Consider the following 17390-nt stretch of genomic DNA (forward strand, 5'->3'; position numbering starts at 1 on the left):
ACTCACGGGCGTAGGAGACGAACGACCCCGAGGAGGGGCGATGCAGCACCAACTCACCGAGCGCGCGCAGGATGAAGAACACGAACACGCCACAGACGGCGTACACCAGAAACAGCCCGGGCCCTGCGTTGGCCAGTCTGCCGCCTGAACCCAGGAATAGGCCGGTGCCGATGGCGCCACCGATCGCGATCATTTGTACCTGACGGGGACGAAGCGACTTGTGATAGCCAGCGTCCTCGTCGTGCAGCGTATTTACGGGCCCCGACACCTCCGAGGGAGGTCGAACTGTGGTCATGGCCAAAACCCCTCACATTACGACGATTGTGTCGCCGATTAACGTGCCACCAAGTAACGGCACAGTGGAGGTAATGTACCGCTGCACAACGGCACGATCAATAGGAACGGGCCGATTCGACTGCCCCAATCCGGCCATGCAATTAGTTGCCACGTCATATTGAATTGATCCCATCATTTCGGTCGCAAAACGGACTCGCGGACCCGAATTGCAAACCAACCGGGATGTTTTAATTCGCCACCCACGAATAGGCTGCGACGGACCGAGGATCCATCAGGCGCTGTTGACGAAAACCATAGGAACACCCCACACACAGCGATAGAGGCCGAACCCACCGCGACTGCTCGCCCGCGATCGAATCGACCGATCCTCTGGCGACGATCGGCCACCGCCTCATCGACCAGCCCGTGGGCATGGGCGTGTTCGAGCACATTGAATACTAGGTAGCCAGACCATTGCGGTCGACTGACCTTTGGAGCGCCTTTCACAGTGTAATCAGTTGCAGGAGCGCTGAATTCATGTCTCCTCCCGCGCGGAACCCGGTGCCGCCCCCATAAGCATCAATCCGAGTCCACGCGAACTCACCCACTGATCACAGCGTCGATGATGAAAAGCGTTCTCGACGCCTGGCTTCAGCTGTCGTCGCCGAGGTTGTCAGAATCTGACTGTGGCGGAGATTTGTCGCGCTACACAGCCAGCCCACTCCGTTCAGCAAGAACACTATTCAGAGCCTCCTGATCGGCCGGCGCGAGACATCACCGCGGGTGTGCGAATTCGCTGACGAATCGCGAAGTAGCCGACAGCCGATACGGCGGTTGCACTGATCCTCGAACAGAAAGACCCTCCCGCCAACACGGAAGACTCGAAACATCCTGCAATGCTTCAATTTACAGGTCGGATGACACTGACCGAGGTGGAGTAGAGGCTGGTCGGATCCGGTCTACTTCGTCCAAAGGACAGCCAAAACACTTGACGGCGCCGGACCTGCGTCCGCAATACGTCCGCAGTGGCGTCCGACGCCGTCAACACAACTCACAAATTGTCTGGTCAGCTCACGTCGTTCACGTTCGCCAACACCAACTCGACTCCCCTACGTCGAAAACGAAGTCCTTGAATACCTTCGTAATTCACACCACCACGCGGTTCGAGCTCTCCCACCCACTGCGGGTGAAGCACCATTTCACGATCATGGTGGCCGGTCACGACAATCTTGATCGGCAGTGGGTTCGCAGCTGCCCGCGCGGCGGTGCCCAACCCGTCGGACACGGTGTAGCCGGCCGACTCGAGCAGGTCGAGCGATACAGCGACGCGAGGATCGATGGAGTTCTCCGGCCCGTGCTCTTCGGTGAAACCAGGCTCACCGAACTCTTCTCGGGATGACGGCGTCAGCAGGTATGAGGAATCGGCATTCGGGTCATTCCCCACAGTGATGCGGATTCGATTCCGCAACTCGACGATGGCGAGAGTGGCCGCGGCGGCCGCGGCGAGACCACAGATCAATGCAGGAGTCTTCATCGCGGCGCTGGCGACCTGTTGTGCCGCCTCGGGGTTCGATCCCTCTCCGCCACCGAAGAAATTCCGCAGAATGCTGCCGAGTCCGGTGCCCATCGCGTCGCTGTGTTTGGTCATGTCACGCAGCGCCGGCGCTTGGCCGTTGAGATACAGCACCGCCGCCAGAACGAACAGCGCTGTGGCCACGCTGGCGCCGGCCATGAGGCACGACAACGCCTCGATACGCACGACCAGGTACAGCATCGCGGCGAATAAGGTGATCACTGCGGTGATTGCGGCCAGCATGCCCCAGGTACCGCTTATGGAAATATGGTTGGCGGGCGCGTATCCGAGAGTATTGAGCTCGGGTACGGAGCCGTCGATCCGGCCGAAGGCGTTGGCGTGCAGGTCCCCCGCCGGCCCCGTCGCCGAGAGCCAAGGCTGAAAAAGGAACGCGAGGGTGAGCAGGCTCAACGCCGCGATACACCAACATCGCCAACCGGATCGAGGCCCGGACCCCTGCGGCTCAACGTATTTGAATTGTTCTGAAGTTGAATTTGCCATTATTTGGATTTCGACCTTTTGGATCTTTCGTTTTCGCTTGTAGCGAATTGGGTGGAGCGAGTTGGATGGAGCGAGTTGCGCTCCTCAATGAACCAGCACGAACCCTTCGGATAAACAGCCGGATGATCTTCGTCGACCATCGACAGTTATCGAGGTTATGACCGAATACACTTCGGGTCAACGTGATTTGAATCCCAAGGAGACCCAGGACACAGCATTCTCGGGCGCCTGAAGCATTCAGGTCGATTGACCAAATATTGACGAGTTTGCCGAATTACCCTTGCTTCGAACGGTTTTCGGCAGATCGAGAATCGCCGACGCAGTGTCGTGCCGACCTCGGGCACTGAGCCCTTCCGGGTAGCGGCGTCGTTGCGGTGCGGTGGTGCGGCCATGCTCGACGTGGAGCAGGACGAGTGCTGAGCGCCGATCTGTTAGGGGAACAGGCTGATTCGCCGCAGCGCTGTGCACCTGGCCTTCAACAGCGAGTTCCCGCGCTCGCCGACCGCGCGTCTGCGGTAGGAGATGCCGGCGCTCAGGTCAAAGCTTGCAGGGTGTGCAACACCCAGTGCCCTTTTCCGCTGGTCTTGGCGTAATACAGGCTGGCGTCGGCAGCGTCGAGGAGGGATTCGGCATTGGCGCCGACGATCGGTGTCACCACCGCCCCGATGCTGGCTGCCACCTGCAACTGTTGGCCATCGACGGTGATCGGGTCGGAGAACACCGACAAGAGTTTTTCTGAGATCACCGTGATCTGGGCGGCGGTGGCAGGCGGCGGGACCAAGACGACGAATTCGTCGCCACCCAGTCGGGAGACCAGGCAGTCGTGTTCACTGAGCCCGTCGTTCAGGCGGCCCGCCACGGCCACGAGGACCTTGTCCCCCGTGCCATGTCCGAAGCGGTCGTTGACATTTTTGAAGTGGTCCAGATCGGCGAAGCACAATCCGGCCCGATCGCCGTCGGATGCGGTCGTGATGAGTTCATCGATGCGTTCGAGTAGGTAACGCCGGTTCGGTAGGCCGGTCAGCGGATCGTGCCTGGCCTGCCTACGTAGTTCGTCCTCGAGCCGATGCTGCTCGGTAACGTCGGCTCCGATGGCCAGCAGATAGTCGGGCTGGCCGCCGTTGCCCTTCACATACGAGATGGCGAACGACATCCACCCCACGCTGCCGTCGGCGCGCACCAAGCGCCGGTCCAGCGAAACGGTGCCCTCCCCCGCCGGCACCAGCTTTTCGTACAGCAGCGTCCGAATATCGGACTGGTCATCGGGATGGGCGAAGTCGTAGACCGAGATCCCGCGTAGCGCGTCCACCGGGACGCCGATCATGTCGGCCAGTCCCCGGTTGGCTTCCAGCAGCTTTCCGTCGGTGTCACCGATGGCGATGGCGATGGTCGTGTTCTCGAACAGGATACGAAACCGAGCATCCCGTTCGTCACGGTCGGGTCTATCGAGCCCCCGCTCGAGCGGCGAACTCGCGACATCGCGCGCCCGGTCCAGCTCCTGCTGGTGGCCCTGACCCAGCGCGACCAACAGCCCGACGAGTCGCTGTCCGGCGTCGGGTCGGGCACTGCGGTCGGCCAGCTGGTACAAAACCTCCGCCGATACGGCGGGCACCTGCTGGTCGTCCAATTGCGCGGTTGCCAGCGCCGCCCCGACCCGGGCGCCCACAGTCACGTCGAAGGGATCGACATCCACCGCGGTCGCGAGATCGTCGATCATGCCGGCCAACAATTGAAGTCCTCGGCCGTCCAATGCAGGCATGTCGCTTGCCTTGGCAAGCGCTTGCCACCAGGTTCGAGCCATTACCGCACTCTTGCTGTCGTCCACCCCAACCCTTCGATACGTCGCACCATTCGACCACCCCTCGCGGCAAACGGTGGTCCGTTCACCCGACGATAGCCCGATTCGACACAGTATCGCGTGAAAGTTCCGAGCACGGTAACAATCATGCGAGCCGGTTCTCGGCGAAGACCGATTCGCCCTTGTATCGCATGGTGGCGAGCTGCCATACCCAGGTGGCCTGCACGCACCCGAGCAGATCCCGCACGTGCGCCGACACCGGCTCGGCGACGGTCGGGTCGGTATCGGCGCACACCCGGTCGATCCGGGCGCGGACCAGGCGGAACTCGGTTATCCGGTCGCGCACGATCTGCGCGGCGGCGTGCACGGCGTCGGACAGGCCGACTCCGGGCGTATTCAACAGACACACCGGGATCAGATTGAAATCGGCGCGGTCCCAGATGCATTCCTTCTCGAAGGAGAACACGTCGTTCATCAGCGCCCCGATCTCCACGGTCAACCGCTGCAACCGCCGCAGGTCGACCTCGAGTCCGGCGGCACGCACCCGCTCCCAACGCAGATACTCGTCGCGGCCGAATTCGCACAGCGCGATCGCCGGGTACATACCCGACACATGCGCACGCAATTCGATGTAGTCGACGACCGTCAGCAGGTCACCGCGCGCACGGGCGTTTTGATCCCGGATCGCTGGTCGCAGATGATCGACAGTGGAATCCAGAAACCGAGCCAGCCAGTCCGGGTCGGCCTGCCGGTCGGCCAACGCCAGGAATTCGGCGGTCGCCGCCTCCACCGCACTCGGATCCGCTGCGGCACGCCGTGTCTCGATCAAGTCGCACAGCCGTTCCACCGTCACACGAGCCTGTCGCTGTTCGGCGTCGGTCAGGTGGGCAAACTTCTCCCGGCCGACAGTATCGTTGAGCCAGAACAAGATTGCGTTGTAGATCCCGATGATCGTCATCCGCTCGGCGGTGACGGCGTGCGGATGCAGATAGGGCGTCATGCTGTTGTAGTGCGCGCCCCCGACCTCCAGCCAGATACCGCGCCGGGTGCAGAACTCTTCCACATCCGCGCAGGCGCTCTCTCCGAACGGATTCGGCGCGAAACCCCGGCAGAATTCGACGATGTCACAGTCGGACGCGCTGAACAACTCCCGCAGCGACCAGACCGGCCGGGCCCGAAGCAACGTCACATACTCGGCCCGCATCGTGGCGAGCCGCTTCTCGACCACCAGCGTGTACTCGCCCACCACAAACTCCCTCCCCGACCACACTCCGCCACAACTCAACAGCGATATCAACAGCGCGCCGGGCCGAATCGACCACCGGCCGTGGTTCGGTCCCCGAATGGTAAACGATCGCGATCCAGATAGCTCGGCTGTGCCCGCACCGCTCAGCTACTACGGCGCACCACCACCGCATCCTCGTATCTCGGTCAGCCGCACCAGCCATGATTGCGGCATCAGCGCCCAAGCCTGGCAAGAACCGCCAGCCGCCAACGGGCGGCGTTACGAAATGATGGGTGGTGTAGTTGCAGCGGCTTCGGACTTCCTCGCCTCGCGTCCTACCGGGTGTTTCGGTCGGGCATCGGTCGCCCTTCTGATTGTTCCCACACGGATGTTTCGGCGACGGCTGTCCATCCAGCACAGCGGTCTGGCATCACCCAGGTGTCGGGCCGTTGGTGATTCGTCTGAAACTCGGGCGGTTCGGTCACCGATACGCAGTCCGGCCCGACACGAGTCAGCCCGGGATAGGAGCGCGGAAGTGGCTGGGTTCGGCATCGGCCGGCATATCGCTCGCCGAGGTGAACGGCTCAACCTGGGCACGCAGGTCGACGAGGTGTCGGGCATGCGCTTCGAGCGACCGATCCTCTTCGGAAACCGGCGCCCATTGCCGGACCGGCCGCGCTTTTCCGCTGCCATCGACCGCGACCACCACAGCGAGGCCATGCGCCGCGAGCACGGGTCTATCGGAGTGGGTGTCCGTCGATGTCACGTGCACACTGACGTGCATGCTGCGTGGCCCGGTATGGATCAGCCGGGCGGTGACCTCGACGATGTGGCCGATGACGATCGGCTGATAGAAGCGGATCCCGCCGAAGTAGGACGTAATCACATGCTGCCCGGCCCAATCGGCTCCGCAGACGTAGGCCGCCTCGTCGATCCACCCCATCGTGCGGCCACCGTGCACCTTGCCGCCCCAATTGATATCCGAAGGGGCCGCCAGGAACCGCAGTGTGGCGCTCGGCGCGGTGCCCTCAGCAGTGTAGTGCTGGGCAGCCATGGCCTCCTCGATCCGCTTCCGCACCGAAATCCTGGCCCGCGCCTGCCGATGTCGCTGTAGCTCGAGAATTGTGGTCGGATCCCATTGCGGTACTGCCACGGACTGTCGGTTGTCGTCGATTGCGACGAAGATCGTCAGGCACTGCGCCGTTTGCACCGGCCGCTTCCGGGTCGGATCGGTCGAATAGACGCTGACGAGGATATGCATGCTCGTGCGACCGGTATGGACGAGGTTCGCATGCAACTCGATCAGCTCACCGACCGCGATCGGCCGGTCGAGGTGGATGTTCCCGACGTAGGCGGTCACGCAGTAGCACCCGCTCCACTGGGCCGCCGCCGCGTAGGCGACCTTGTCGATCCATTCGAGCAGCTTGCCGCCGTCGACCGATCCCCCGATTCCGGCGTCGACGGGTTTGACGAGAAAACGGTGGATCGCCTCGGAGCGTCTGCCGGACGCTGCCTGACTCGGGACGGAATCGAAGGTAGTGGCGCTCACAGCCAGCCGATCTATTCGGGTATGCGGATTCACGGTTCCGACTCCGTTGTCATCCGAGGACAATAGGCACCCACGACGCTACGGGCGAGTAGCAGGCCGCCGACCATCGCGGCCCCGGCGCTGCCCGACTGTGGTCAGCGCCCGAACAACCGTCGGATGCGCCCGCGGATGCCGAAGGCGTCCCGCGGTGCCGAAGTGGCGGTTTCGACGGCCGCCTGGGCCGACGTCGCCTGGGCGAATCGCACGTGCAGCTGTTCGCGGACCTGGTCCGGGGTGTAGGCACGGCGCCGGCGTTCGGCACGCACAATCACCACACCGGTGGCGACCACACCGGCCGCACCCGCCAATCCCACTGCCTTCCACCACCTCATACCGCATAGGCTACGGCCATGACGGGTACGGGCATCAGTCTCGACCGAGCGCTCGAGCTCACCAGAACTGGCGACATCTGGCTGTTCCGTGGGCATTCGGCAGCCGACCGGGCGATCCGGATGACGACGAACAGTCCGGTGAACCATGTCGGCATGTCCGTGGTGATCGACGATCTGCCCGCGCTGATCTGGCATGCGGAGCTCGGCCGATCGCTGCCCGACATGTGGTCGGGAGTCGCGCACCGTGGCGTCCAGCTACACAATCTGCGCGATGCAGTGCTCGTGTGGGCGCACCGTTACGGTCAGCAGGCGTGGCTACGCCAGTTGAACCGTCCGGTCACCCGAGAGATGGAAGACAGCCTGCTGCGCACCATCGCCCGACTCGACGGAACCCCGTTCCCATCCACCGCCGGTCTCGCCGGGCGCTGGCTACGCGGCCGGGCGCGCCTCCCGCGCCGCAAGCCGCGCCAGGTAACGGCCCAAAAATTGGAGAACGCGTACTGCGCGGAGATCGTGGCCGCGACATACCAGGCGATGGGACTGCTGCCGCAGCACCGCAGCCCCAATTGGTATGACCCGGGACGATTCTGGAGCGGAGACCGGCTGCAGCTGGGTGGCGGCTACGAGCTGGGTGGCGAAATAGCCGTGGCGGCACCGGCCGACACGAACTCCTGACCACCGCCGCCGATGCCCGGTGCAATGCATGCCTGCGGGCGATGTCATGCTCGAAGACGTTCTGCTGGAGCGCTTTCCGTACCACTATCGCCGGCGGGCGGGCCGGCCCGAGCACCGCGAAACACCTACAACTCCCGCAGCAATTCCGCCAGCAATACCGGGTCGGCTTGGTAGGGCGTACTGAATCCGAGCCGCTCGACAATCCCGTCGTACCGCTCATGTAGCTGCGCCGCGGCTCGGGCGGGGTCGGTGACAGTGAGTGCCACAGCGTCGAGGAATGGGTCGTCGACCAGGTCGGCCATCCGATCCCATTCCCCTTTTTTGGACATGTCCTTCAGGCGGGGGCCCAGCTCCGCGCGGTCGTGGAGTTCGAGAATCGGCCAGTACGCCGGTGTCGATCCGTAAAAGGCCAGCTGCTTTCGGATCGCCTGCCTGGCCGCGGCCCGCTCACTATCGGACCTACCTATCGCGATCATCGCGGAATGATGAATCACGATGTCGTCCAACGATTTCCGTGCGCGCTGTGCTCCTTGTTCCAAAGCGGGAAGAGTTACTTCGCGCAGGAATTTCGGCGTGCAGAACGGATGCGACATGAATCCGTCGGCCACCTCTCCAGCGACCGTCGTCATCTGCGGTCCCACGCCCGCGAGGTAGATGGGCGGTGGACCAAAACCTTCGACCTCAGCAGGAGCCGGCATGAACAGCGGCGGCATCAGCGTGTGCTGATAGAACTCACCGCGATAGTCGAGTCGACCGCCCTGCTGCCAGCTGTCCCAGATGGCCCGCACGGCCAGCACCATGTCGCGCATGCGGTTGGCCGGCTGACTCCACGGCATCGAGTAGCGGCGGGTGATATGAGCTCGGATCTGGCTGCCGAGGCCGAGCACGAACCGGCCTCGGGAGAACGCCTGCAGATCCCATGCGATGGTGGCCAGCAACAGCGGATTACGGGCAAACGCCACCGCGATCGAGGTGCCCAGTTCGATCCGATCGGTGTGTTCGGCGGCAAGCAATAGCGGCAGGAACGGGTCGTGCGCACCTTCGAACGTCCAAATTCCGGCATATCCTGCTGCCTCCGCGGCGGCGGCGTCCGTGCCCATCGTGCTGAGTCCGCCGGTCAGAGTTGTGTCGATTTTCAAAGTAATACGAATCCCATCGCGATCATTAACCGTTCGCCCACTGCTGCTCGGTGATGTCGTGAAACAACACGACATCACCGTATCGTCTACACCTGCGGAGCAACGCCCGAAAATCCGGCACTGCACTCCCCTCTAGGACCGAGTGATGCGATTCTTTGGAGGCGCAGAGCGAGCGGCCAGCTCTGTGGATCGACCGTGGACCACAATAGATCCAGGCTCGGACAGCACCCGAGGCGAGTCAGCGCTGCGGCAGTGGTGGCGATTTCGGAAAGACAACCGGCAGTGCGGTCAATGCTCGATGGAATGGTCCTGGCCGCCAGGCCAATTCACCCGGTGCCACCGCCAGGCGTAGCTCGGGTAGCGCGTCCAGCAGTTGGTCGATTGCGGCCTGAGCGATCAAGTAGGCCATCGAACTCGCGGGGCAGGCGTGCGCCCCCGCGCCCCATGCAAGATGAGATCTGTTACCCGCATGGTGATTTCCGATGATCTGCCGATCGTTATTGCACGCGGCCATGCTGATGACCACCGGTTGGTGCGCGGGCAACCACACGCCGTCGATCAGAATCGGCTGTCGCGGAAAACTGACGCAGAAATTCGCCAGCGGCGGATCATTGAACAACACCTCGTCGAGCGCGTCGCGGGTCGACAGGCTCCCGCCCAGCACTTCGCCGGCAAACCGCTCGTCGGTGAGAATCAGCAGCAGCGCGTTGATGATCAAATTCTGCTGCGGCTCAATGCCGCCGCCGTACAGCGTGGCCACCTGATGCACCATTTCCGTATCGTCGAGGCCGCACGGGTGCTCCAACAATCGGGTGGTGATGTCGTCGCCGGGTTCGGCCCGCTTGAGCAGGACCAACCTCAGCATCGCGTCGAGCAGCATCGTATTTCCGCGTTCGGCGTCGACGCCATCGAAGATCGCGGCCATCCCCGTCGCGGCCTGCTCCGCGATCTCGGCCGAACAGCCGAGCAGCGCGTTCAGCACTGCGAAGGCAAGCGGAAACGCGTACTGCCACACCAGATCCGCCGAACCATCCGTACAGAACGAATTGATCAGCGGCAGCGCGATCCGCTCCACGGTGTCGTGCAGCCCGTACTGATCTACCTTGCCGAGCCCCGTAATATTCGCCTGCCGATACCGCGCGTGCTCGAGCCCCGCAGTGCGCAACGCATTCGGCCGCCACTCCAGCATCGGCAACACCGGACAGTCGGCGGGCACATTCTCCTGCCAGGCACGCGAATCGGCCGGAAAATGGTCGGGATCATTGAGGATTCGGACGGCAGTGTAATACCCGATCACCAACGTGGCAGGCACCCCCGGAGCCAATTCCACCGGCACCAATGCTCCATACCGCTCCCGCATTACCGCGTAGGCGGAATGCGGATCCGCCGCGAACTCCGGTGCATACATCGAAATCCGCGGCTCACCGGTGCCGATTGGCGAGCTGTATTGAGTGTGGTCGTGCATGCCCGCTACAGTTGCGCCCTGGCGAAGCCGGCGAGCAGCACGCTGAAGCCGCCGATCTGGCCGATGATCAGGGTGGCCAGGACGAAACGCATCGCGGATGGTGGATTGCGCATTTGATTATCGGTTTCGCGCGCCAATCCGAGCCGAACGTAGTTCGCGATCGTCACCACGAACAGCACGACGATCGTCCCGGCCGCTGCGGAATTCACCGCGGTCGGCCAGCCGGACAGTTCGACGAATGCCGCGATCAACGCGGTTGCGAACGAATACAGCAATGCGGCTCGGTGAGCGATGTCGACATACGGATGCGCCAATCCGTCCGGCGAGGTGGTCATCGCCTGCCATTTCCATACGCCGAGTACAAGTGCCCATAGGAAGATGAGCCCGGAAGACAACAGCACCCAAGCCGTGTCCGTGCCTATAACCAATTCCGTTCCCTCATCAATCCATAACGCATCCGGCCTGCCCGCTGCCCAGCGGCAGTGTACCGCCGAACATCAGCGCCCGCACGATAGACAGCAACCAACCAGCCACCACAATGGAATCACTTGCGAGGAAGAGCGGAGATGTGCTGCGCGGCAGTCTGCTCAGCCGCCGCCGAATCGGAGGGCTGTTCACCCTGCGATGGATCCAGCGGAACGAGCGAACCGGAGCGTGACGAGCTGGAAAGGCCGCAGCCGCAAGCGAACTCCCGCGCCCTCCGGGATCGCGGGGGTGTCCCCCGCTAGCGGCCGCTCCAGCAAGTCGCAGACCTGGAACCCGGCGATCCCGAAACCGGCGGCCACCAGCGCCGAGGCGCGGCCGCCGCGCGCCTCATAGACGCGGAGCACGACATCGCCGCTACCGTCGTCGGCGAGTTTGACCGCGCTGGTCACCACGGCGTCGTTGTCGATGGTGAACAGCGGCTCGACGGCTTCGGCGACACCCGGCCGCAATGGCGTGAGGTTGACGCGGTAGCCCTCACACACCGCGTCCCCGATCGAGGCGCCAGGGACCAACGAGTGCCGGAAGTAGTGTGCACCGTGGTCGGTCTCCGGATCGGGAAATCGTGGCGCCCGCAACAGCGAAACGCGCAGTGTCGTCGTCGTCCCGCCATCGGCTCGGACCGTGCGTGTGACGTCGTGTCCGTAGGTGGAGTCGTTGACCAGCGCCACACCCCAGCCCGGCTCGGCGAAGTGGACGAACCGATGGTTGCAGGCTTCGAACTTCGCATACTCCCAGCTGGTGTTGGTATGGGTAGGCCGGAACAGATGCCCGAACTGGGTCTCGGAGGCGTAGCGGTCGGCGTGGATGTCCAGGGGGAAAGCCAGTTTGAGGAACTTCTCCGTCTCGTACCACTCGACGCTGGTGTCGATGTCGAGGCCTCGTGCGCCCGCGCGCAGCGCCAAGGTCTGCTCGACCTTGGAAGACCCGAACGAGCGGCCCACCCGCACCACCGCGGTGGCTGGCGAATCCGTATCTACCGCAACGAAGTCCGCTTCGGTGAGGTTGGTGACCCGGTTTCGGTAGAAGAGCTCGACATCCCAAGCGTCCCATGCGTTCGGGTAGTCCGGGTGCAGCTGCAGCAGGTTCGCGGCCGAACCCGGCGGCAGCGTCTCACGCTGCTGCTCGAGGTCGAACACCGACACGACGAGGCCGTGGGCGTCCACTTCGACCCGCAACAGACTGTTGTCGAGGACGAATCCGCCATCCACGCGCTCGGCCACCGAGCACGGGTTACCCGCCGCCGCAGCAGCCGCCGCACCGGCCGGGACCGATCGCCACGTGTGTGGTGCCGGATTGAAGGTATTCGGTCCCACCCGCTCACCGCCGAGCACCCATTGGGCCCGTTCGATGATCGTCGTCAGCTCCTCGGCCACCGCCGCGTACGTCTGCTTCGCCTCCCGGTGTACCCAGGCGATCGACGAGCCCGGCAGGATGTCATGAAACTGGTACAGCAGCACCGTCTTCCAGATCCGGTCCAGTGCCGTATAGGGGTACTCCCAGTTCTTCCGCACCGCCGCTGTGGCGGCCCACAGCTCGGCTTCCCGCAGCAAGTGCTCGCTGCGCCGGTTACCCTGCTTCGTCTTGGCTTGACTGGTCAGCGTGGCGCGGTGCAACTCCAGGTACAACTCCCCCACCCATACCGGCGGGTTCTGATACTCGGCCTCGGCCTTGGCGAAGAAGTCGGCCGGGGAGTCCCACACCACCTTCGGCGAGCCCTCGAGGTTCTTCATCCTGGCGGCCTTGGCGACCATCTCCCGCGTCGTCCCGCCACCGCCGTCGCCCCAGCCGGTCGGTGCCAGTGACATCGACGCGCGGCCCTTGTCCTTGAAATTCCTTGCGGCGTGCGCGATCTCGCGGCCGTGCATCGAGCAGTTGTAGGTGTCGACCGGCGGAAAATGGGTGAAGATCCGGGTTCCGTCGATGCCCTCCCACAGGAAGGTGTGGTGTGGAAACTGGTTGAGCTGGCTCCAGGAGATCTTTTGTGTCAGTAACCATTTGGACCCGGCGGCCTTGATGATTTGTGGCAGCCCGGCAGCGAATCCGAACGTGTCGGGCAGCCATACCTCCTGGTTCTCGATACCGAACTCTTCGAGGAAGAACCGCTTGCCGTGCACGAACTGCCGCGCCATCGCTTCGGAGCCCGGCATATTCGTGTCCGACTCGACCCACATCCCGCCGGTCGGCACGAACCGGCCCTCCGACACGGCCTGCTCAACCTTCTCGTAGACCTCGGGACGGTGCCGCTTGATGAAGTCGTATTGCGCGGCTTGGGACATCGCATAGACGAACTCGGGCTCATCGGCCAGCAACGCGGTCATGTTCGCGGTGGTGCGCGCCACCTTGCGTACCGTCTCGCGCAGCGGCCACAGCCACGCCGAGTCGATGTGCGCGTGCCCGACCGCCGAGATCTTGTGCGCGGACGCCACCGCCGGCTCGGCCAGCACGTCGACCAAGCACGCGCGCGCCGCCGCGGCGGTGACGTTCACGCTCTGCAGATCGACGGCGTCGAGCGCGCGCTCGATCGCCCGCACGATGTCGTAGCGGCGGGCGGGATCCTCGGGCATCTCGTGCATCAGCTCGCCGAGCACCTCCAGATCCTGCACCAGCAGCCAGACCTCTTTGTCGAAGACCGCGAGGTCCAGCCGACCCAGCCGGTACTGCGGCTCGTCACCGGCGGTGGACTTGTCGCCGAGCGTGGTCGGCGAGAAGAAGGGAATGATCGGGTTCGAGGCCGCCTCGACATGCAACACCACGTGCTCGCCGCCGACCGCCGGGGACGCTACACGCACCCACTGGTTACGCGGGTGCAAACCCTTGACCGGCGATCCGTCCGGCCGATACACCAAGCCCTCGCACTGGAAACCCGTCATGTTCTGGTCGAAACCGAGATCGATGATCGCTTCGACGGTCTTGCCCGCCCACGCGGCAGGCACCGTCGCCTCGACCGTGAGCCAACTGGTTCCCCACGGTGCGCCCCACCTGGCGCCGGATTCGATAGGCGTCCGGGGTGCGGCGATGCCCTCGGCGACCGGCACCGGCTCATCCGGCGCGACCCAGATGGACGCCTTCAGCGGCACCGACTCCGGGTAGATCGCCGGAGTGATCCGCTCTGCCAAGACCCGCCCGAGGCGATTCTCGACCAATCGACGGTCATCGTGCATAGCGGTGGCTCCCATCGGACCGGGGGCGTGATCGACGAACCGCACCTATTCTCCGACAGTGCGGTGAATTCAGGGGTCGCTGGGCCGCGGCTGAATTGCTAGACCACGCGCCCGAGCGCTCGCAGGTCGGCATCCAGCTTCCTGAACAACCAGTAAACGGCGACGAACGCGAGCCCGGAGGCCGCGCACAACCCCAGAACCGAATCGCGCACGAGCGGAAGCTCCGTCGGTTCGAGGGCGCTGAATCCCGCCAGCACCCCGACCAGCGGCACCGACGCCGTGACCGCGAGATAGACCGTGGTTCTTCGCCGCAGCGCGCGAATAACGGCGAAGTCGTGCGCCGTCGTGCGGCCGTAGCGCAGATGGATGGGATAGACACAGCGGACGATATAGAACGTGGAAAGGAAGAACGTGTAGGCAACGGAGATGGTGCCCGCCACCAGAACGGTCGTCGCCGCATGGACTAGCAGACGCACCGGAAGGTCGGTATACCAATGAACCAACATCACCCCCGTCACGGTTGCGCAAACCGAGGTCAGAAGGGTGTTCAGCGCACACATGTCGCCCCAAAACAGTGTTCGCGACCGCACCCGCGCGAGCATTGCCTCGTCGTAGCGTCTGCCAGCGCGCAAGCCGCGTGGAACCGCGAGCAAATCACGCGACATGTATGCGTAGATGAGGACGGCCAGCGGCAACGCACAGAGGATGAAAACGATGACGCCCCTGTCGAGCTGCGAGTTGGTGGCATCGGACAGGCGCTCTCTGATCAGTTGCTGAACGTGCACAGCCATGTAGACCGTAGCTAGGCCGACGCCGACCAGCGAAGATATCCACAGGACGGGGGTGGGCCATCGCGAAAGTCGTGCCCGCCAACTGTTCGGCGACGGATAGACAAGGTCGCGGGCCCGCTCCTCGAGGCACAGGTCGAGCTGTTGGGCCAATTCCGAACCGCACGAGTAGCGGTCTTCACGGTCGGGCGACAGACACTTCAGCAGCACTCGACGCAGCGCCATGGGGCAATCCGGCGGAAGCGCCGACAGGAACCTCGACGCAACAGGTCTGCGCCGCAGTTCGAGCATGCGGGCCAGCGATGTCTCCGATTCACCGGCCGAGGTTTCGTCCGCGAACGGGCGCCGTCCGGTGAGCAACTCCCACAGCATGACAGCCAGCGCGAAGATGTCGCTTCGAGTGTCGAGGTCGGCGGCGGTCACCGGCAAGTCCGGATGGCAGGCTTCAAGCTGTTCGGGCGACATGTACGCCAGTGACCCGCCGAAGTACGCCAGGGGACTTGTGCCCTGGACGCGTTTGCTCGAGCTGACGTTGAAATCGGCCAGCTTCGGAATTCCCTCGGCGCTCAGCAGCACATTCGCGGGTTTGATGTCTCGATGCAACACACCGCGTTCGGATGCGTGCTGGAGCGCGTCCGCGAGTCGGCGGCCCAACCAGGCGACAGTCTCCGGCCACGTCAGTGCGGCGGCCCGTGTTCGAACAGCTGATTCGGTGGGGCGAACCTCGCCCCTATCGGCAAGTACCTTGTCGATGGAATCGAGCAACAGTTGCCCACTGCGGCGTTCCGAAGGCGTCGAGCGCAGCAACCGCACCACGTCGAGCAGCGTTCCCCCCGGTAGGTACTGCATGTAGAGCAACTTCAGCTCGCCGTCGGCGATGAGTCGCTGGTCGAAGATGCGCACGATGTATTCGTGGTCCAATTGGGCAAGGGTCTGCGGCTCGATGCCGTGGTTATGGGAAATCTTGACCGCGACCAGTCGCTGCATTGATTGTTGCCGAGCGAGATACACCTGGGCGAAGGCGCCGGACCCGATCCTCATCAGGAGGTCGAAATCGTCGACATGGTCGCCGACATTGATGGCGTCGAGCACAACTTGGGCGCCTGGACGAGCAATCATCGTGCTGCGGTAGTCGCTCGTGATCTCTGGGGGCTCGGGGCCGGCCGCCGTGGCGGCAATCTCGGCGACCGTGGCAGCCACATCTGCTGCGTGCGAACCGCGGCGCACGGCATGGAATTCCTCGTAGACCAGCTCGGCTGGAAGCCGACCATCTTGCAGCTCTACAAATTCCGCACGGTATTCGCTCAGTCGTTTGGGAAAGTGATAACGAAGCCAGCGGTATTCGAGGTCGATCTTGATCAGTTCGATCAATATCGTACGTCGGTCAGCCGGTTCACGGGGTAGGTACACCGACAGATCGGGCGGGGACCCGGACGCCCACGCCTCGGAAAACGCTGCCACGACAGTGGCAAGCGCTGTGCGGGTTCGTTCCGCTGAATCGACCAGATCGATCGGCTCGTGCATCGGTAGCTCGGAGATCAGCCCGAGGCGTTCACATGGCGGCTACGGTCGATGCGGCCTTGTTTCGTAGTGGCCCCACATTATTTCCTTTCCGCAGAACTTCTGCTCAAGGGTATCCAATTTCATGCCCTCCGGCGGACCGGATACCTCGAGACGGCTTACCCGCTCCATCAAGGACCGCAGCGCGAATCCGAACCATAGGGCAAGGTCATGACGTTGCGTGGTTTTCGACAAGTTGAGCGCACAAGGTCGTGCCTGCCCATCGTTGCCATCGATCCGCCGACCAGCCTCGATCACGGACGAACAGCAGGTAGAGCTCAGGGCTGAGCACCGCGAACAGGATGTCGGCGGCCTGGTCGGCTGTCATGGTGGAGACCGCCCCCGGCTTGTCGAGTAGCGCCCGAGCGGACGCTTCCTGCACTGTGTAGCGCTGATCGAGGCCTTGCCGTCGTAACGCATCGAGTTCGGGCTCGATCGACGCGGCGGCGTGCAGTACGTCGGTGATCAGGGCGACACGGCCGAGTATCGCCGTGGCACCCTCCACGTGCGCCAGCAAGTGCTCCTGGGCGGTTTTCGCGTCCATCGCGCGGGTGAACCACTGGCGATCCATCGTCGCCAACGACTCCTCATCACCCGCGACTGTAACGTCGACCAGCTCTTTGAGCAGATTGCGCTTGTTTCGAAACGTGAAGTAGATCGTTTGCACCGCGACCCCCGCGTGATCGGCGATGTCTTGCAGCGAGGTATTGCCATAACCCCTTTCAACGAACAGTTCACCCGCGGCGGTGCGTATCCGCCGCTGGGTTTCCCGCGACTTCGCCGCCTGCTTGCCCTTGACCTGACTCATAGCCTTACTCTAGCT

12 protein-coding genes and 1 pseudogene are annotated in these 17390 nt (G+C 63.6%); 1 reads left to right on the top strand and 12 read right to left on the bottom strand.

The window, feature by feature from the left end; genetic code table 11:
- The 6 genes and pseudogenes from ACLMAL_RS30200 to ACLMAL_RS30225 form a co-directional block, all read right to left on the bottom strand.
- A pseudogene (locus tag ACLMAL_RS30200) lies at positions 1-295 on the bottom strand (L-asparagine permease); the annotation flags it as partial.
- A gap of 1047 nt (positions 296-1342) precedes the next feature.
- Entirely contained in the window at positions 1343-2260 is a 918-nt protein-coding gene (locus ACLMAL_RS30205) for a hypothetical protein (RefSeq protein WP_412002178.1), read from the bottom strand.
- A gap of 622 nt (positions 2261-2882) precedes the next feature.
- Complete coding sequence (locus ACLMAL_RS30210; RefSeq protein WP_412002179.1) at positions 2883-4151, bottom strand: diguanylate cyclase domain-containing protein; 1269 nt, start codon at positions 4149-4151, stop codon at positions 2883-2885.
- A 142-nt stretch (positions 4152-4293) separates the two neighbouring features.
- Positions 4294-5394, bottom strand: coding sequence for a terpene synthase family protein (locus ACLMAL_RS30215; protein WP_412002180.1), 1101 nt, complete (start codon positions 5392-5394; stop codon positions 4294-4296).
- A 490-nt stretch (positions 5395-5884) separates the two neighbouring features.
- Positions 5885-6955, bottom strand: a complete 1071-nt coding sequence (locus ACLMAL_RS30220; RefSeq protein WP_412002181.1) for an acyl-CoA thioesterase — start codon at positions 6953-6955, stop codon at positions 5885-5887.
- Between the two features lie 101 nt (positions 6956-7056).
- A complete protein-coding gene (locus ACLMAL_RS30225) occupies positions 7057-7293 on the bottom strand; it encodes a hypothetical protein (protein ID WP_412002182.1) in 237 nt (78 codons plus the stop codon).
- 18 nt (positions 7294-7311) lie between these two features.
- Between ACLMAL_RS30225 and ACLMAL_RS30230 the strand changes: the two genes are divergently transcribed.
- A complete protein-coding gene (locus ACLMAL_RS30230) occupies positions 7312-7968 on the top strand; it encodes a hypothetical protein (RefSeq protein WP_412002183.1) in 657 nt (218 codons plus the stop codon).
- Positions 7969-8093: 125 nt separating this feature from the next.
- On the opposite strand, the gene ACLMAL_RS30235 is transcribed toward ACLMAL_RS30230, so the two are convergent.
- From ACLMAL_RS30235 to ACLMAL_RS30260, 6 genes are all read right to left on the bottom strand, one after another.
- Positions 8094-9107: a TIGR03617 family F420-dependent LLM class oxidoreductase gene (locus tag ACLMAL_RS30235; RefSeq protein WP_412002184.1), complete on the bottom strand. Its 1014-nt coding sequence runs from the start codon at positions 9105-9107 to the stop codon at positions 8094-8096.
- A gap of 238 nt (positions 9108-9345) precedes the next feature.
- Positions 9346-10572, bottom strand: a complete 1227-nt coding sequence (locus ACLMAL_RS30240; protein WP_412002185.1) for a cytochrome P450 — start codon at positions 10570-10572, stop codon at positions 9346-9348.
- Positions 10573-10577: 5 nt separating this feature from the next.
- Entirely contained in the window at positions 10578-10994 is a 417-nt protein-coding gene (locus tag ACLMAL_RS30245) for a hypothetical protein (protein WP_412002248.1), read from the bottom strand.
- Positions 10995-11186: 192 nt separating this feature from the next.
- A complete protein-coding gene (locus ACLMAL_RS30250; protein ID WP_412002186.1) occupies positions 11187-14219 on the bottom strand; it encodes an alpha-mannosidase in 3033 nt (1010 codons plus the stop codon).
- Between the two features lie 98 nt (positions 14220-14317).
- Positions 14318-16378: a serine/threonine-protein kinase gene (locus ACLMAL_RS30255; RefSeq protein ID WP_412002187.1), complete on the bottom strand. Its 2061-nt coding sequence runs from the start codon at positions 16376-16378 to the stop codon at positions 14318-14320.
- Positions 16379-16736: 358 nt separating this feature from the next.
- Positions 16737-17375, bottom strand: coding sequence for a TetR/AcrR family transcriptional regulator (locus ACLMAL_RS30260; protein ID WP_412002188.1), 639 nt, complete (start codon positions 17373-17375; stop codon positions 16737-16739).
- Positions 17376-17390 lie beyond the last annotated feature (15 nt).

It is taken from the genome of Nocardia sp. CWNU-33, assembly GCF_046764895.1.
Classification (GTDB): Bacteria; Actinomycetota; Actinomycetes; order Mycobacteriales; family Mycobacteriaceae; genus Nocardia.

Bases quoted from the DNA above. Each gene is read 5' to 3' on its own strand.
- ACLMAL_RS30210 (WP_412002179.1), bottom strand. From the start codon at position 4,151: ATGGCTCGAACCTGGTGGCAAGCGCTTGCCAAGGCAAGCGACATGCCT.
- ACLMAL_RS30260 (WP_412002188.1), bottom strand. From the start codon at position 17,375: ATGAGTCAGGTCAAGGGCAAGCAGGCGGCGAAGTCGCGGGAAACCCAG.
- ACLMAL_RS30250 (WP_412002186.1), bottom strand. From the start codon at position 14,219: ATGCACGATGACCGTCGATTGGTCGAGAATCGCCTCGGGCGGGTCTTG.
- ACLMAL_RS30230 (WP_412002183.1), top strand. From the start codon at position 7,312: ATGACGGGTACGGGCATCAGTCTCGACCGAGCGCTCGAGCTCACCAGA.
- ACLMAL_RS30225 (WP_412002182.1), bottom strand. From the start codon at position 7,293: ATGAGGTGGTGGAAGGCAGTGGGATTGGCGGGTGCGGCCGGTGTGGTC.
- ACLMAL_RS30240 (WP_412002185.1), bottom strand. From the start codon at position 10,572: ATGCACGACCACACTCAATACAGCTCGCCAATCGGCACCGGTGAGCCG.